We start from the raw sequence: 17989 nt of genomic DNA, 5'->3' as shown, positions 1-17989 counted from the left end.
GTATATGGAGTAAATTTAATACTAATATCGAATTTGAGGTCACACTATGAGTAAAATTATGATGAACTTAGTTGCAGGGGTTTGTGCTTTGCTAGCGATAGTGTTTATTGTGGTACCAGGCCCGTCGATTTTCTTTCTGCTTGGTGCGTTGCTTTGCTTATCCTTCAATTACCCGTGGGCACGAGTATGGCTGAAAAAGAGTCAAGTATGGTTTAAGAGTGCCTGTGTTCAACTAGACAAACGTTTTAGATAATTCTTTTAAAAAAGGCCTGCATAATGCAGGCCTTAATCAATCTCTTTCTAAGCTTTGTTTTGCTCAGCAAGGTATAGCCAGGTTTCGAGAACAGTATCAGGGTTAAGCGATACTGAATCGATCCCCTGAGCAACCAACCAGGCTGCAAAGTCTTCATGGTCAGAAGGTCCCTGTCCACAAATACCTACATACTTGCCTTTTGCTTTGGCTGTTTGAATTGCCATAGAAAGCAGCTTTTTGATGGCCGGGTTACGCTCATCGAATAAGTGAGCAATAAGGCCGGAATCACGGTCAAGACCAAGAGTAAGCTGAGTTAAGTCGTTCGAACCAATCGAGAAGCCATCAAAATATTCAAGGAACTCTTCTGCTAACAATGCGTTAGAAGGTAACTCGCACATCATGATAACCTTCAAGCCATTTTCGCCGCGCTTAAGACCGTGTTCTTCAAGTAGCTGTATAACTTTTGCAGCTTCTTCAAGTGTACGAACGAATGGGATCATGATTTCAACATTATCGAGACCCATTTCGTTACGAACGCGTTTGATTGCTTCACACTCAAGTGCGAAACATTCGCGGAAATCTTCTGAAATATAACGAGATGCGCCGCGGAAACCGATCATCGGGTTTTCTTCTTCCGGCTCATACTGCTGACCGCCAACAAGGTTTGCGTATTCGTTAGACTTAAAGTCTGACATACGAACAATCACGCGCTCTGGCGCAAATGCTGCGCCAAGGGTAGAGATCCCTTCGACAAGTTTAGCAATGTAGAACTCAACAGGAGACTCGTAACCAGCAATAATTTCTTTGATTTCAGCTTGTAAATCAGCTGGCTGACTGTCGAAATTGATCAACGCTTTAGGGTGTACACCAATCATTCGGTTAATGATGAACTCTAAACGAGCAAGACCAATACCTGCATGTGGCAACTTAGCAAAGTCAAAAGCACGGTCTGGGTTACCCACATTCATCATTATCTTCATCGGAATGTCAGGCATTGAATCGATACGTGATGAGATGACTTCAAAGTCTAGTTTGCCCTGGTAGATATATCCAGTGTCGCCTTCTGCACATGAAACCGTTACTTCATCACCATGTTTAATGGTGTCGGTCGCATTACCACAACCAACTACTGCCGGAATTCCCAACTCTCGAGCGATGATTGCAGCGTGACAGGTACGACCGCCGCGATTCGTTACGATTGCAGCTGCGCGTTTCATGATAGGTTCCCAATCCGGGTCTGTCATGTCAGTAACCAGGATATCGCCCTGCTCGACTTTATCCATTTCGTCAATCGAGTTAAGTACGCGTACGACACCACTACCGATTTTGTGGCCAATTGCACGACCTTCACAAACGATGCTTGATTTTTCTTTAAGCTGATAACGCTCCATTACGTTAGCATCTTCATTAGAGCGTACCGTTTCTGGGCGAGCCTGTACGATATAAAGCTTGCCATCGTTACCATCCTTTGCCCATTCAATATCCATTGGACGGCCGTAATGCTTTTCGATGATAACAGCTTGCTTTGCTAATTCCTGTACTTCGCTGTCTGTGATGGAGAACTTGTTTGACAGCTCAGGGTCCATATCAACAATCTCTACTTGCTTACCGTGAGACTCATCGTTCGAATAGACCATTTGAATTGCTTTGGAGCCAATGTTACGTCTTACAACTGCCGGCAAGCCCTTGGCTAGTGTTGGCTTGTGGACGTAAAACTCGTCTGGGTTTACTGCGCCTTGTACGACCATTTCACCAAGACCATAGCTCGAGGTGACGAAAACTACGTCCTCAAAACCTGATTCTGTATCAATAGTAAACATAACACCTGAAGATGCTTTGTCTGAACGTACCATACGCTGAATACCAGCTGATAACGCGACGCCGCGATGGTCGTAGCCCTGGTGAACACGATAAGAAATTGCGCGGTCGTTGAACAAAGAGGCAAAAACGTGCTTGATAGCGACCATTACTGCGTCGATACCTTTAACGTTAAGGAAAGTCTCTTGTTGTCCTGCAAACGAAGCGTCTGGCATATCTTCGGCTGTTGCAGAGGAACGAACAGCAAAGGAGACATCGTTGCTTTCATCACCGTGTAGTGAGGCGTATGCGTCGCGAATGGCTTGGTCTAATTCTGGTTGGAAAGGAGTATCAATAACCCATTGGCGGATTTGTGCGCCGACTTTGGCAAGTTCGTTGACGTCGTCAACATCGAGGGAATCGAGAATAGTGTGAATTTTCTCATTCAGGCCTGATTGCTCGAGGAATTCATTAAAGGCGTCTGCCGTTGTTGCGAATCCACCGGGTACTTGTACACCTGCATTGGCAAGATTAGATATCATTTCACCCAGAGAGGCATTTTTACCACCAACCCTAGGTACGTCTTGCATACCTAATTCTTGATACCAGAGAACGTAGTCTTGCACGGAACTGTCTCCAAAAACAAATTGTATTTAATGTGAGAGAAAAATTGACCTTCCTATAGGTCGAAGGCATTCTACAACTTAATGCATAGCGGCGTAAACCGCGACACGAAAAAATACTAAAAAAGTAATTGAAAGGTTAAAATGAGAACTGCATTTTATATATCTGATGGAACAGCGATTACATCAGAGGTATTCGGGCATGCGACGTTGTCGATGTTTCCCGTTGACTTTAATCATAAGACGATCCCTTTTGTAGAGACTGTCGAAAAAGCAGAAAAAATCAAAGAGCTAATTAATGCTACTGCGCAAACAAGTGGCGAAAAGCCGCTGGTGTTTTTCACCTTTGTAAACCCCGAATTGTCCGATATTATTCTTGCATCAGACGGGGTTTGTTATGATTTCTTGTCTTACTCCAGCGAAATTGTAAAAAGAGAGCTGAAAGTCGCTCCGGTACCAAAAGTTCACCGCACACACAGCATTCATGAAGCTACATATGACTTCAGGATTGATGCGGTCAATTACGCACTGGCCAACGATGATGGCGCAAATGTAAAAGACTACGAAAAAGCCGATATTATTTTGGTTGGCGTGAGTCGCAGCGGCAAAACGCCGACGAGTTTGTACTTGGCCCTGCAGTACGGTATCAAAGCTGCAAATTATCCAATGACAGAAGATGACCTTGAAAAAGGCGCTTTACCTAAGTGTTTGATGCCTTACAAACAGAAGATATTTGGTCTAACGATCGACCCTGAACGTTTGTCGGCCATCAGACAGGAACGTATGGCGAACTCAAGATATGCATCGATACGACAATGTCGGATTGAGGTAAGAGAAGTGGAAATGCTGTTTAAGAAAAATAAAACTCCTTACCTCAACTCCACTAAATTCTCAGTCGAGGAGATATCTGCCAAGATTATGTCTGAAACTAATCTGGAAAGGCGTAAATATTAATAAAAGGGCCTTCAAGGCCCTTTTATCTTTGTTCTATACTCGGTTTCTCGCATCCTTTAGCAGGTCTGCAACCAAGAATCCGAGTTCCAGTACTTGATCTGCGTTTAAACGTGGATCACATTGTGTGCGGTAACGTTGCGCCAGGTCTTCATCAGACAGACCATATGCACCGCCGATACATTCTGTGACGTGCTGACCAGTCATTTCTAAGTGCACACCACCAGGGTATGAGCCTTCAGCCTTATGCACAGCGAAAAACTGACTAATTTCGCGCAAAATGTTATTGAAGCTACGGGTTTTATAGCCTGTACTCGCCTTTTCAGTATTACCGTGCATCGGGTCGGAACTCCACACGACCTTACGCCCTTCTTGCTGAACCTTTCTGACCAAAGCCGGTAGCTTTTCTGGTAAAACATCAGCCCCCATTCTGGTGATTAGCGTAAGGCGGCCGGGTATGTTTTCTGGATTCAAAGCGTCGATCAACTCGATAAGCTCGTCTGGCTTCATACCTGGGCCTACTTTCACACCAATCGGGTTCTTTATTCCTCTGAAAAATTCGATATGCGCGTGGTCAAGTTGCCTTGTACGTTCACCAATCCAAACAAAGTGAGCTGAGCAGTCATACCAGTCTCCACTTAAATGGTCTCTGCGAGTGAGAGCCTGCTCATAACCAAGCAACAGTGCTTCGTGTGATGTATATAAGTGAGTCTCTTTAAGACTTGGGGCAACAGTAGAGTCGATACCGCACACTTCCATGAACTCAAGTGCTTCCTGGATTCGATTGGCGAGTTGCTGAAATTTCTCTTTCATCGGGTTTGCTGCAACAAAGCTCATATTCCAACGGCTGACTTGATGAAGGTCTGCAAGCCCGCCTTGCGCGAACGCACGCAGCAAGTTGAGCGTTGATGCACTGTGATGGTAGGCCGTCAGTAATCTTTTCGGATCAGGTATGCGAGCATCTTCTGTAAACTCAAAACTATTTACTATGTCACCTCGGTAGGAAGGTAATGCCACGCCATTGATCGTCTCAAAATCGGATGACCTGGGTTTAGCATATTGCCCTGCCATTCTTGCGATTTTGACAACCGGACACTTGCCGCCATAAGTCAGAACTACAGCCATTTGCAACAGCGTCTTAAATGTATCTCTTATACTGGTCGCACTGAAGTCTGCGAACGATTCGGCACAATCTCCACCCTGCAACAAAAATGCCTTCCCTTCACACACATCTGCTAAGCTCTTATACAGACTTCGAGTTTCTTCTGCGAATACCAAAGGCGGTGCAGCATTGATCTGTTTTTCTACTGATTCAAGCTCTAATTTGTCAGGATATTCAGGTTGTTGAACAATCGGATGTTCTCTCCAGCTATCTGGGCTCCAAGGTTTCATATTTTCCTCATTCCTCATTAGTTACCTCAAAGGCAAGGTACCTTATAGACGCTACAGCTTCAAGGATATTTCGAAGAATTTAATAGTTCAAAGAAAATATAGAACACATCATACATTTTTTGGAGTTTTTATTATACTCAGCACCTCAGTAATATGCCCTATATTCTCCAGGAGATAAGGTTATCTCAGTCGGTCTGTTTAATGTGTTTACGAGTAATTCTTTACATCAAAGAATTATGTTAAATTAACTCGCTATCAAGAAGTTTGCGTATATTTGCTAAGATAACTTATGATTACAATGTCCTGCTACAAAGCAATTATAAGATGATGACCCTTGTATCCAGACAGAATATCGTATCATGGTTATTTCAAGGGGTTATCGCTACAATCTGTATCATGTCTAGAACTAGTCAAAGTTTAACGGCGGCGCTCATTTAGCAGTTGCCTAACCCAGCCTTAATACCATGACACACTACAATTTCGAATAAGATACTTGCGATAGACACTTTTGACCCAAAAGCATGTCCTTACTTTAATGCACAGATTGCGAGCCCTGCCATGCCAGGTTTCTGTCTAAATCAATCAATGTGTAAATATGCCCATCACACGTGCTGCCTAATTTACAGCGACATATTTTAACTGAAGTATCATGCAGCATGGAAAGCCAACGATCGTTTATTGCTAAGGAAATCGGCTAACCATTAACTGGAGTAATAAAATTTACAACTGCAGGATTTAAGTGGCAGTTAAAGCTACATCGCTTAAAGGGCCATAAAGTGATTCGTTGGATAAGTCTGCGCACTATAGCGAGCGCTCATTATTGTAATATCAGAGAAACATACTGTGGCTCTTTGGTGCGACAACGGCGCGGACTTATAGCTCATCACAAGTTCAACTTCGGGGTTAGAGCTAACAGCCACTATCAATCACCGATTTCAGATGGCCTGATTGACGATCATTTTAGTACCAGAGCTCAAAAGCTAAGACAGGTAATCGAGATGTGTTTCCTATAGGTAATTAAATTTGATCTATTTGGCACATCATTGATGCATTTTTGTAAGACTAAGGTTTGCGGCTAAGTCACACATAAACAAGTCTTCTAAGAAAACTATTTTCCACCGAAGTTGACCTTAGCAAATTTGATTGTTCTGAGCATTTCAGGCTATCATTTTTGAGATCTGATAAGCGGCCTTATATTGAAATGAAACAGTAGATTACGAAGAAAAAATATGTGCCTGAGATTGCTACTTTTCATTGATTGCAGAAATAACTGATGTAGAAAGAGTCATTTTATGGAAAAGGATGTACCAGTATTTTTTGACTACAACAAATGTTAATTTAGACCCACAAAAGCAAACAACCTATTTTTACTTTAGCCCCTGCTCTTGAAGTTACGAGTAATTCTCTATATTTCAAAATAAGTTAAGCTCCTACTAAATTAACAACGGCTCCAGATCCAGTTGTAAAAAAGAGCAAGCTAGTCTAAAATAAAAGGAACACATCATACATTTTCCTGGTTCAATTTTTATCTCAGCAAAATTCAGCTTATAACAAATTTTATCAAGAAAATGAGTAAGTAAGTGTATAATCACTTCTGTTTTTAAATAGTTCTGATTGGTCATCTCATGAAAAGTAAACTGTCTATAAGGTCACATTTTGATTATCTTTTTGAACAAATATCTTTGTTCTGTGAGGAGATACAAGCAGCAGATGTTACACAAGCTGTATATTTTAAGCTTCCTGCTGTAGAAAAAAAGGACGAGACTTCGGCTCCTGAAAGTATTCCTGTAGAAAAATTGACGGGAGATGTAGCTCTTTCACATTGTATTACATCATTTAAAGACCTTTTTCTTGATAAGAAAGAAAGTGGCAAAGTACTTACACGCCATCCAGGATTGCTTTTAGTTAACGACCCAAAAAGTGAAATTCGAAATCGCCTAGTCGAAATTAACTTAGCTAAAGATGCCTTTAAAGAACTAGTTTTAGAAATTGCAAATAACGACGCAAGATTTGAAGCAGTGCATAGTGCAGTGCCAGGGTTAGTAACTTTGGCAGCTTATAGAAAGATACACTTTGAACACACAGTGCCATATTCAGTCCGTTTTACCTGGATGACCAAACACTCAACAAAAACATTGTCTAAAAAGGCCGCTTTGGACATACTCCAACGCTCATCTCAATATACTAATCCAAGAGCAATCGACCAAAATAATTGGCAATCAATCGTAGAACAAGAACGACTTAGGGTTTCAAGTTTATCGTCATCAGCAAAGTTACGGATTAGGCGCCCTACCAGAGTTAGCCCAGAGGTGAATGTTCGTTTTAGTGCAAAGAATCGATATCATGTAAGCGGTGCACTTCCATTCGTTCTTTTAAATCCGCAAAAAGAAACAAAGATTGGTGAGTTAAAAAATTATATTCGAGAAGATACAGATCCACGAAAGAAAGAATACAATTATTTGATAGAAAGAATTTATCTAGAAAAAGTTAACGAGGATCACACGTAGAAGCTGAATTAACGTACCTACAAAGTTGATAGTACAGACACTGAGTGGGTATCTATTCCTTTTTAGTTATTTCCGATCGAAAGGTTAGTTTGATGAACTACTAATATACTTGAGTGAAAAATTTACTGTTCATGTATCTGTATGTTATTTAAGGATCATTAATTTTTTTAACTAATTTAGGTTATGTGTCTGTTCTTGAAATTATTATCTTCGTTGCTCGTCTCACGTAATCCGTTTCATTATAACTTTGAGGTCAAATCAAAAATATGATAGTAAGCACTTACATTGTTCACTATTCTTTTAGTAAGCAATGGCTTTTTCGGTAAAGTGATATGTAACATAAACATAATATGCCCAGCGTCAGGTTGAAAACATGAAATTTTATTTTCTTTAATAAAGCGACCAAGTTCAAATCAGGTATATCTAACAACATTAATCCATATCCAACATTTTTCAAAATACACTAAAGTACGTCAGCCGTTATTATCTATATCCGAACACTGTCACTAGATCAATTTTTACAACTAATAAGAGCACTCGTAAGCTGGCTAACCATTATACTCCTAGCCAAAAAAATAAGGGAACCTTCACATCAAGAACACATCATCAATATTTAGTAAAAATATAACATTAGAGTTACCCAATACTGTTTAGTTCCCCAACTATCAATGTATGCCTTTATGTGGTGGGGGCTTTAAAAAGTCGTTAATCAACGATTATTTTACCACCTGAAAGGAACACATCATTATTAAAGAGTTAGATATCATGATACATTGCTACTTTACTGATATTTTAACCCAAAACAGACAACTGTACCTAAACCTTGTTCCGCATCAGATTTTTAAGTTGATACCCTCATCATGATGAACACTTCATAAATAAAGGTATAAAACACCGGAATGCTCGCGGCCTTACAGCCCTGCTTTCCTAAAACAATCGTCAGTACCTAAATCTTGATCCGCACCAAGTTTTTAAGTTGAGTACTCATTCATTAAGAACACATCATTAATAAGCGATGGATCACACAAAGCATCGCAACCTCACTACTCGGCCCTCCTAACATAGCCATCAACACTTGGGCCGTTCCAGATTTGTAAGTTGAGTGCCTACTCATGGAGAACACATCATAAATTAAGCGATAGATCACATTAATCATCGCAGCCTCGTGCCCCTGTCATCGAACACCGCAATCGGTATCTTAACCTGGATACCCTCCTGGTCTGAATACCGAATGCAAACCCGCTTAGTTTTGATCCTGATGGGCACTTGTCCTCGCCATATTTAGAAGCAGAGCCTTCCTTTAAGAACACATCATTAGTAAGCGATGGATCACACAAAGCATCGCAACCTCACTACTCGGCCCTCCTAACACAGCCATCAACACTTGAGCCGTTCCAGATTTGTAAGTTGAGTGCCTACTCATGGGGAACACATCATAAATTAAGTGATAGATCACATTAATCATCGCAGCCTCGTGCCCCTGTCATCGAACACCGCAATCGGTATCTTAACCTGGATACCCTCCTGGTCTGAATACCGAATGCAAACCCGCTTAGTTTTGATCCTGATGGGCACTTGTCCTCGCCATATTTAGAAGCAGAGCCTTCCCTTAAGAACACATCATTATCAAGCGATGGATCACACAAAGCATCGTAACCTCATTACTCAGCCCTCCTAACACAGCCATCAATACTTGAGCCGTCCCAGATTTTTAAGTTGAGTGCCTACTCATGAAAAACACATCATAAATTAAGTGATAGATCACATAAATCATCGCTGCCTCGTGCCCCTGTCATCGAACACCGCAATCGGTATCTTAACCTGGATACCCTCCTGGTCTGAACACCGAACGCAAACCCGCTTAGTTTTGATCCTGATGGGCACTTGTCCTCGCCATATTTAGAAGCAGAGCCACCCCTTAAGAACACATCATTATCAAGCGATGGATCACACAAAGCATCGCAACCTCACTACTCGACCCTCCTAACACAGCCATCAATACTTGAGCCGTTCCAGATTTGTAAGTTGAGTGCCTACTCATGGAGAACACATCATAAATTAAGTGATAGATCACATAAATCATCGCAGCCTCGTGCCCCTGTCATCGAACACCGCAATCGGTATCTTAACCTGGATACCCTCCTGGTCTGAATAGCGAATGCAAACCCGCTTAGTTTTGATCCTGATGGGCACTTGTCCTCGCCATATTTAGAAGCTGAGCCTCCCCTTAAGAACACATCATTAATAAGCGATGGATCACACAAAGCATCGCAACCTCCTAACACAGCCATCAATACTTGAGCCGTCCCAGATTTGTAAGTTGAGTGCCTACTCATGGAGAACACATCATAAATTAAGTGACAGATCACATAAATCATCGCAGCCTCGTGCCCCTGTCATCTGCCACCGCAATCGGTATCTTAACCTGGATACCCTCCTGGTCTGAACACCGAATACAAACCCGCTTAGTTTTGATCCTGATGGGCACTTGTCCTCGCCATATTTAGAAGCTGAGCCTCCCCTTAAGAACACATCATAAACTTAATGATTAACACCTCCATCATCGCAGCCTTGCGAGCCATTCAGCTAAAACAACAGTCGGTATCTTAACCTTCAGACCGGATACGTCGGAACACCGACTGAAAACTGACAAGTTTGAGGTTGATCCACATGACCGCCCAGTCCATCCAAGTTTGATGCTAATTACTATCTCGTAAAGAACACATCATTAATTAAGGTGTTGAAATTCTTCTTTTAAGATTACCTATACTGAAACCCTTTACCCTGCTATCAATATATCCCTGAACAAAAAGGTTACTTCAAAGGTCGGATATCAGCGAACGTTTTACCATCAAAAGAACACAAGATATGTAATACGAAATATGATTCTATGTGTTGTTAAATCTGGTTTTTCTATCAACACTATGCAATTCAGAAAGACACATAATCCATCTTATTAATGTCAAAACTCTGCGCCCGACATGTCGAAAATACAATGTCACTTAAAATTTAACATAATAATAGTTCGTTCTTTACATGAAAGCGCCAAACTCAATTGTTACCAATCAAGTTACTTTTTCACGATTTCTTCCAAGATGTCTTCGTCTATCACTTCCGCGTTTTCGACAATTCGCTTACCACCCTGGATTTCAATTCGCTTATTATGTTTATTTAAAGCTAATATTTCATCACAGAACTGCGCTGAAGGATGCATTTCGTATACATAGTCTACGATTTTGCCACTTTTATCATCTTTTACATTAGAAATATGATACTCAGAGATAGCCCCTTTTTCGATCAGATCTTTCATAGTCGTCGTCATATCTCGTCGTAATGCTTTCAATTTATTGTCGGTTATTTCATCATCTGGGTAGATGGAGCCATACTTTTCCATGATAGATAATAGACGGAAATGATAAGTTTTTCCCGGGGCGGCATATCTCCACAAGTGGTATAAGCGCAACATCATCCAGCGAGAAAGGCCACGTTTAAGTTCTTGCGCGCTATTAAAGTAGTATCCTTTATACTCTAAATTGTCGATCATATTATGAACAAAAGCATTCAGACAGGCCACACACTTAACGTTACCGCCCTGCCCTTTTTTACCACTGAAGTGAAGTGACGATAAAAAGTTCATATTAGACTCGTAAAACGAGTCATCTATATCTGTACTCTTTGTGTCTGTTGCACGGTATTTGAACGACAGCTTTGAACCTTGCAAAGCCTCTAAAGATTCTTTAATTTGTGGATAAGGCATTGATTGACCAACAGCTTTTAGCTCCTGGGCCAGTTCATTCATAGAGAAAATCACAGCATATTGAATACCGGACTTAAAATTGATTTTTACAATCTTACCTTTTGAAGCCAGACGAATAAGAGCACGCTCAACTTTTTCCTCTCGGTCCGACGGCCACACAAGAAATTCAGCTTCTTCACCATCTTTTTTACTACTTACAACAGCCGGAGTGATTTTTAGTTCACCATCGTAAACAATACCATCGACTTTTTCCGAAATTCTTCTGGAAATAATGGTTTTCTTTGGCGCTTCTTCAAGAGGTAACTTTTTATAGCCAGAGCGCACAAAGCGGCCCCAAAGGTCATAATGATTAAAAGTGTTAGAATAAGCTCGCAAACCATGACTAGCACTTTCTAATGATACTCGAACATCTTTGTTGTCAGTAAACAACGCTAAACTTTCGTTATCGGTTGCGCTTTCAACACCATGGATCTGACCTCTAAGGGAATCAGGTAAATTATCAACGGAGATGTTTACCTTACGGCTCATTTTATTACTTCCAGAATTTTGCGACGGTTAATGACAACACATTCACGATCAAAAGTTAATTGTTTAAGTTAGTAAAAAACTGATCTGAACTAAAAAATCAGTCTTGGATCACTTTTTTACTAAGACTCGACTTCCAGAGATCCAGTTTATACCAACTCATACACCAAACCACTCCAAAAACGCCCTTAAAGGCTACAAACACGCCTGTAAGCCAGGCTTTCTCTGTTCTGTTGTGGATAAAAACGGATCAAGCTGGTAAGGATCCGATCTATTCTAAGTACAGATCAGATCTATACCTATTGAAACCTGTGTAGACGATAAATAAAGTGTATAACTTACTGAATTAACTTAGTAAAATATGGATCCATCACGCACAGAGAGTGGACAAGTATGTGTATAAGTTGTGCATATTGGGAATATTAAAAACCCTGTTAGTAAAACACCGATCTAGGAGTACGAAAAGATCTGATCTTAACCAAGTATTTTCTTGATCCAGCAGTTTGATAATATTTTCATAAAAAACAGCAAGATAAGTGTAGATATTTGTCTCTTAGCCTTTAATACCTATAGATCTAACCATTCCTAAACTTATTTATTTATACTTTAGGTAAAGTGTAAATATAGATGTCTTTGTTTTTTTATGTTTACTGCAAAAGTAATGGACATTATAATAATTCCCATCATTTGAAGGAAATAACGTATGTCTATCAATAGCAATGCGCTCTCAACGTACAGGCTGCTTAAAGCAACCGCAGAAGTCGCTGAAAAATCCTTAGAAGGTCGAATTCAGCATTATCGTGCACATCTCAAAAGTGAAGATAAAGAACTTCGCACATATACACAAAAGGCAGCAGCAGACTTACTTGGCGTAAACAATAGAACACTTAAGCGACGTCATGATCAAGGTGATTTTGATCACTTGGCTATCCAAAAAGGTGCAAACGGCCATTACGCCTATACATTGGCCAATATCTTCTCAATGGCTGAGATATTAGGTATTGAAGCTGACCACAGAAAACCAAATGACAAGTTACAGGTTATTGTAATAAACAGCCTCAAAGGTGGATGTGGTAAAACAACCAGTCTGGTAAATATCGCAGCAGCCCTTGCGACCACCAACATTAAAAGATATCGCATTGGGATCATCGATCTGGATCCGCAAGGATCGTCTTCCAGTTTCTTCCCTTCTCAGGATCCGGAACCAATCACTGTTGGCGATCTTATGCGTGACTGTATCGAGTTAGATGAAGGTGAAACCTGGCAACAATTGGTATCGGATGCATTCAGAGAAACGCATATTCCTAATATTCGCGTGTTACCGTCAGGTATGGACGATTTTTACTTTGAACATGAGACTGCTACTGAACTAAAAGAATCATCCAGTTATGCACAAACACGTCATTACCATAAGTTAAAAGAAAAGGTCATAGAGCCAGTCTCAGAACAGTTCGACATTATCTTGATAGATACAGCACCTTCGCTTAATTTCATGTTCTACAACGCGCTGATGGCCTCTACGGCTATGCTTATTCCTGTACATCCGGAAGCCGTCGATTTCGACGCCAATAACAAGTACTTAAAAAGACTGGGAGAGATCTACCATACAGTCGCAGCGCTTGGACATGAAGGCTGGGATTTCATGCAGTTTTTGGTCACCAATTACGTCAAAGGAAACCATTCACAACGTGATATCGTGAAAGATGTCCGTAGTGCGTTTGGTCGTCAAGTGATGAGCTACCCTATAAATCACAGCTCTGCGATCACCGCAAGCTCTTCATCGTTTAATACTATTTTTGATCAAAAAACCTCTGATTCACTTGCAAGCAGAGAGTCTTTGATCAAATCACAGGAAAATATAAAAGATGTCGTGGATGAGCTAGAAATGTTAGTTCGGTCAAATTGGCCATCAACTCAGTCATCACTCGATCAGTAAGCAGGTAAACAATTTCATGGCTAGAAAACGTAAGAACGATACACGCATCGATCCATTTGCAACACCCGTTGAGGGCAGTAGTCTAGATGATCTATTGGATCAGGCAAAAGTGGGTGATGTGATCACCATGCCGGCTCCCAGCGATCCTAACAGAATGATCACTCTGATCTGTAAGGTAATTAAGCACAACGAGATCGCTCAGATCACAAAAGTATATGGCGATAACAGGCGTGACCAGACACTGCTTAACGAGCGTTCTGTGGCTGACATTCTACCAGCTATTGAGGCCGACAAGCGCAATCTGCACCCTGCGTTATGCTGGGAGAAAGGCGCTGTGCACGAAGTGTTGTCAGGCTCCAGACGCAGGAAAGCCTGCCTGCTCGGAGGCGCTGATTATGTCATTTTAACTTCTGCTGACTTCACAGATGAAGATGCCAAAGTACTTTCAGTGTCATCGGATCAATATATAGCGCCGAGTTTGTGGGAACAAGGTAAAGCCTTCTCCCAAACCAAGCAGGTACTTATCCAACAGGGTAAGAAAGGATCTTACCGTGAAATTGCAGCTATAGAGGGCTTATCACATACCGCTATTGCAGATTCGTTAAAAGCATATGAGCAAATCCCGCTCGAAGTTGTGAGTCTATATCCAACGGCGAACCATTTGGGCCGTGAAGCTGCTAAAAAGCTGATCAGTGCTATTCAGGAACATAGTGAGGGGTTTAAGCAAAAAGTGGCAGAGTATATGCCCGAGAAACTAACTTCGGAGGCCGTCAGTGACGAAAAACGAGCGGTATTACTCACAAATTATCTGACCACTTTTGCAAAGACAGAGTCCCGAAACATTGCATTACTTGAAAACGACTATGTCAAAATTCAAAGAAACATAAAGAGCGGTGCTGTCACAGTTAAGATAGATGATCGCGTTATGACCGAGAAACGGCTGGAGCAACTAGAAAAATTGCTTGCAAGTTTCAATTAAACAATAACGGCCGGGTTTATCGGCCGTTATTCGTACTGTATCCGCACTGTTGTCATCCAACCAGTCAAATTTTCCGGATTTATCGCCATTTGCCCCTTTAGCTCAAATACGTAATTTCATATACTGCTCTTTTACGTCTTTTTTATTGTAAACGAATGTCTTCGCAGTTATCTAAAGAGCAACTTCTAGCACTATTTGAGGAAATTAAACAAGAACAGTCGACCCAGTTTCCGCTGTCCGAACGATTTCTCAAACAGTATTTCAATGCTGCCTTGTTAAGTAAGGCCAAGCAATATTTGCATGATGAACAGATTAGCTTTCTGGAGCACTCTGAGGACTTTACAAAGATAGACGCTCAGGTGATGGGTAACTTCGGCAATACCTTCACTCAACACATCAAAATAGAACAGATTAAAGGGACGCCTTCTGTCGAAGCCCAGTGCACGTGTTCAAACAACCCTAAATGTCGCCACATCGCGGCTGTCCTGTTGAAGCTGAAAATAGACCACTCGGGTGGTTTTGGTGAGTCCTATCTGGTCAACGATTGGTTCAATGAGCTCGCACAATTGCAACAGGCCAATGATCTGGATGTCACCAATGTTTTGTTATTCGTGCTCGAGTCCCGTGGTAATGAACTGCTGGTCAACCCAAAAACCACCCCGCAAAAGCCCGATGGTGTTTATCCTCTTGGCCGCGCACTGACCGAACACCAGCTCAACAGTCAGGTACCGCCAAAGGATATCCTGGAAAGCGACTTCAGGTTGTTTTCCTGGATCCGCTCGCAAAATACGCCAGGTCACTTCGAGCTATCAGGAAGCTGGGGATTTTCAGCCTTACAACAGCTTGTGCAGAGCAAGCGCTGTTTTTACCAAAACAGCCGCAGACCGCTTGCTTTTGGTCATAAGCAACACCTGGAGTTTAGTTGGGAAAAAGAGCGTGATGAATATCGCTTGACCAGTCATTTAAGTGGGGTCGAGCAGTGGCAATTGATCAAAACGGATCCGCCTGTCTATCTCGATACTGAAAATATGTTACTAGGTCGGATCGAATCGGAACTAAGTGCTCAGGAAATTGCCCACTTGCACACAATGCCTTTGATCAACGCTAGTAAGATTGAGGCTGTGATTAAACGATTTCAGGATGTGTTTGCCGACAATATAGTTCCGCCGCCTCATGGACATGAGCATCTTATCAACAAAGACAAGCTGGTTGCCAGATTGAGTATTGAGCCTGGTTCACCTTTGAAGCTGGCTTTGTCATTATTGGATAAAGAGGGTCGTTACTCCAAAGCTAAGCAGCTTAACCGATGCGAGAAAATGCTTAATGGACTTGGCTTCTCAGCTCAACAAAATCACTTTGTGCTTCCGCATGATGATGATGTTACCTATCACTGGTTTAATAGCGAAGTTCGCCCTTACCTACAAAGTAAACTCTGGCAGGTAGATGAATTACAAGGTGGTCGAGCGGTACTGGCGCCCAAGGTCACTTTGGTACTAAAACGAGACAAAAAACACCACGTCATTGGCCGGGTTATGTTTGATGATAAGCTGGTTACGCTGGACTGGGACAAAGTACCTTCCCATGAAGTCAATTCTCTGGCTAATGTTTATCAGTACATTGATATCGCAGAGCAGTTCTATGCCATACCTAAAGCCGTCTACGACGAGTTGATACTGCTAAAAACAAGGTTTAGCTATTACCTGTCCAGTTCGCAGTTCAAATTTCCTCTGTCGTATGCCAGTAAGCTGTTTGAGCTAAACGCAGTTGAAAGTGTGTCTGATGACAGGCGCTTGTTAGATTATCTTGATGAACTGAGCAAGCCTGAACAACAGCATGCTTCAGGTGTGCCCGACTCTGCTGAGCATTTTACGCTCCGTGATTATCAGGCGCAGGGAGTAGACTGGTTACGTTTCCTGAATCGCCATCAACTTGGTGGCATTCTTGCTGATGATATGGGGCTGGGTAAGACGCTTCAGGTGATAGCTTATTTTATTTCCCAACATAACACGTTAGTGACCAAGCCTTCGTTGATTGTTTGTCCGACTAGTCTGGTTGGTAACTGGCAGAACGAATTCCGCCGTTTTGCGCCACACCTGCCGTTGCTGACGGTGCATGGCGCACAGCGTGACAAGCAGCTCAACCAGGTCGCTAATGCACGCTTTATTATCACCACTTACCCGTTACTAAAACGTGATTTAGCGCACTACTCTGAGCTGGAATTCGATTCTATTGTGCTTGATGAAGCACAGTACATTAAAAATGAAACCGCGCAGATTTCCAAATGTGTTAAGCAGCTATCTGCTGAATTTAAACTCTGTCTGAGTGGTACGCCGGTCGAAAATAACCTCCTTGAGTTAAAATCTTTGCTCGACTTTGTGATGCCTGACGTACTGGGTACCAAGCAACAGTTTAAGCACTACTTCCAGCAGCCTATCGAAAAAGAAAGCGATACTCGACGTGCCAAAGAGTTACAGTCTTTAATTGCGCCTTTCATTTTGCGCCGAACTAAGTCCGAAGTTGTGCGCGAGCTCCCAGCAAAAACTGAGTTGGTTAAAAAGCTTGAATTCAGCGGTGCACAAGCTGATATGTACCATCAGGTACAGGCTAAAATCGAATCTAATCTGGTTGATCTGTTTAAAGAACAGGGTGTGGAGCGCAGTAAGCTGGCATTTTTAGATGCCCTTCTAAAGTTGCGTCAGATCTGTTGCCATCCCAGCCTGGTTGATAAAACTCAGACGTTCAACAGCGCAAAGTTTGACTGGCTATCAGGTCACTTACCTATTTTCTTAGAAGAAGGCCGCAAGGTGATTATTTTCAGCCAGTTCACCAGTGTACTGGACATGATTGCCAGCCATTGTGACGGCTTGAATATCCCTTTCACTATGCTGACAGGTCAAACACGTCAACGCGATAAAGTAATTGCTCGCTTCACTGAGGGTGAGGTCGATGTCTTCCTGATCAGTCTTAAAGCGGGCGGAACGGGTCTGAATTTGACTCAGGCTGATACCGTGATCCATTTTGATCCCTGGTGGAACCCTGCCGTCGAAAATCAGGCGACAGACAGAGCTTACCGGATAGGTCAGGATAAGCCCGTGTTTGTTTATAAGCTGATCATCGCTAATTCAATTGAGCAGAAAGTCTATCAGATGCAAAAAGACAAGCAGGCTCTGGTAGACGCTTTGTTTGCTGATGCAGGCGTGAATTTGACTCAGTTTAATGAAGCGCAAATGCTCGAAATGATAAAAAGCTAATTTTTTCTGAACTTTTTA

9 protein-coding genes are annotated in these 17989 nt (G+C 41.9%); 6 read left to right on the top strand and 3 right to left on the bottom strand.

The features are described 5' to 3' along the window. Positions 1-46: 46 nt before the first annotated feature. The gene (locus tag NH568_RS04140) at positions 47-253 is read left to right on the top strand and encodes a PGPGW domain-containing protein (RefSeq protein ID WP_366040734.1); all 207 of its coding nucleotides are present in this window, start codon (positions 47-49) and stop codon (positions 251-253) included. Positions 254-300: 47 nt separating this feature from the next. Here NH568_RS04140 and ppsA read toward each other — a convergent pair whose 3' ends face one another. After that, on the bottom strand, positions 301-2676 hold the full coding sequence (ppsA, locus tag NH568_RS04135; RefSeq protein ID WP_253044714.1) for a phosphoenolpyruvate synthase: 2376 nt from the start codon (positions 2674-2676) through the stop codon (positions 301-303). A 141-nt stretch (positions 2677-2817) separates the two neighbouring features. Between ppsA and NH568_RS04130 the strand changes: the two genes are divergently transcribed. Beyond that, positions 2818-3627 carry a pyruvate, water dikinase regulatory protein gene (locus NH568_RS04130; RefSeq protein ID WP_253044713.1) on the top strand — a complete coding sequence of 270 codons (810 nt, stop codon included), beginning with the start codon at positions 2818-2820 and terminating at the stop codon, positions 3625-3627. A 33-nt stretch (positions 3628-3660) separates the two neighbouring features. On the opposite strand, the gene NH568_RS04125 is transcribed toward NH568_RS04130, so the two are convergent. Then, the gene (locus NH568_RS04125) at positions 3661-5016 is read right to left on the bottom strand and encodes a class II 3-deoxy-7-phosphoheptulonate synthase (protein ID WP_253044712.1); all 1356 of its coding nucleotides are present in this window, start codon (positions 5014-5016) and stop codon (positions 3661-3663) included. 1625 nt (positions 5017-6641) lie between these two features. On the opposite strand from NH568_RS04125, the gene NH568_RS04120 reads away from it, so the two are divergent. Next, on the top strand, positions 6642-7523 hold the full coding sequence (locus NH568_RS04120) for a DNA replication terminus site-binding protein (protein ID WP_253044711.1): 882 nt from the start codon (positions 6642-6644) through the stop codon (positions 7521-7523). 3070 nt (positions 7524-10593) lie between these two features. Here the strand turns inward: NH568_RS04120 and NH568_RS04115 are convergent. Beyond that, positions 10594-11808 carry a replication protein A gene (locus NH568_RS04115; RefSeq protein WP_253044710.1) on the bottom strand — a complete coding sequence of 405 codons (1215 nt, stop codon included), beginning with the start codon at positions 11806-11808 and terminating at the stop codon, positions 10594-10596. Positions 11809-12508: 700 nt separating this feature from the next. Here NH568_RS04115 and NH568_RS04110 point away from each other — a divergent pair. From NH568_RS04110 to NH568_RS04100, 3 genes are all read left to right on the top strand, one after another. After that, a complete protein-coding gene (locus NH568_RS04110; RefSeq protein ID WP_138553567.1) occupies positions 12509-13741 on the top strand; it encodes an AAA family ATPase in 1233 nt (410 codons plus the stop codon). Between the two features lie 16 nt (positions 13742-13757). Next, the gene (locus tag NH568_RS04105) at positions 13758-14720 is read left to right on the top strand and encodes a transcriptional regulator (protein ID WP_253044709.1); all 963 of its coding nucleotides are present in this window, start codon (positions 13758-13760) and stop codon (positions 14718-14720) included. A gap of 155 nt (positions 14721-14875) precedes the next feature. Further along, positions 14876-17971 (top strand): DEAD/DEAH box helicase, encoded by a 3096-nt coding sequence (locus tag NH568_RS04100; RefSeq protein WP_253044708.1) that lies wholly within the window; start codon positions 14876-14878, stop codon positions 17969-17971. The last annotated feature ends 18 nt before the right edge of the window (positions 17972-17989 follow it).

The organism is Pseudoalteromonas sp. XMcav2-N (assembly GCF_024124545.1).
In the GTDB taxonomy this organism is placed as follows: Bacteria; Pseudomonadota; Gammaproteobacteria; order Enterobacterales; family Alteromonadaceae; genus Pseudoalteromonas.
This window is presented reverse-complemented; position numbering and strand designations above follow the sequence as displayed.

Coding starts and splice junctions, on each gene's coding strand:
- NH568_RS04120 (WP_253044711.1), top strand. CDS start 6,642: ATGAAAAGTAAACTGTCTATAAGGTCACATTTTGATTATCTTTTTGAA.
- NH568_RS04100 (WP_253044708.1), top strand. CDS start 14,876: ATGTCTTCGCAGTTATCTAAAGAGCAACTTCTAGCACTATTTGAGGAA.
- NH568_RS04125 (WP_253044712.1), bottom strand. CDS start 5,016: ATGAAACCTTGGAGCCCAGATAGCTGGAGAGAACATCCGATTGTTCAA.
- NH568_RS04140 (WP_366040734.1), top strand. CDS start 47: ATGAGTAAAATTATGATGAACTTAGTTGCAGGGGTTTGTGCTTTGCTA.
- NH568_RS04105 (WP_253044709.1), top strand. CDS start 13,758: ATGGCTAGAAAACGTAAGAACGATACACGCATCGATCCATTTGCAACA.
- NH568_RS04115 (WP_253044710.1), bottom strand. CDS start 11,808: ATGAGCCGTAAGGTAAACATCTCCGTTGATAATTTACCTGATTCCCTT.
- NH568_RS04110 (WP_138553567.1), top strand. CDS start 12,509: ATGTCTATCAATAGCAATGCGCTCTCAACGTACAGGCTGCTTAAAGCA.
- NH568_RS04130 (WP_253044713.1), top strand. CDS start 2,818: ATGAGAACTGCATTTTATATATCTGATGGAACAGCGATTACATCAGAG.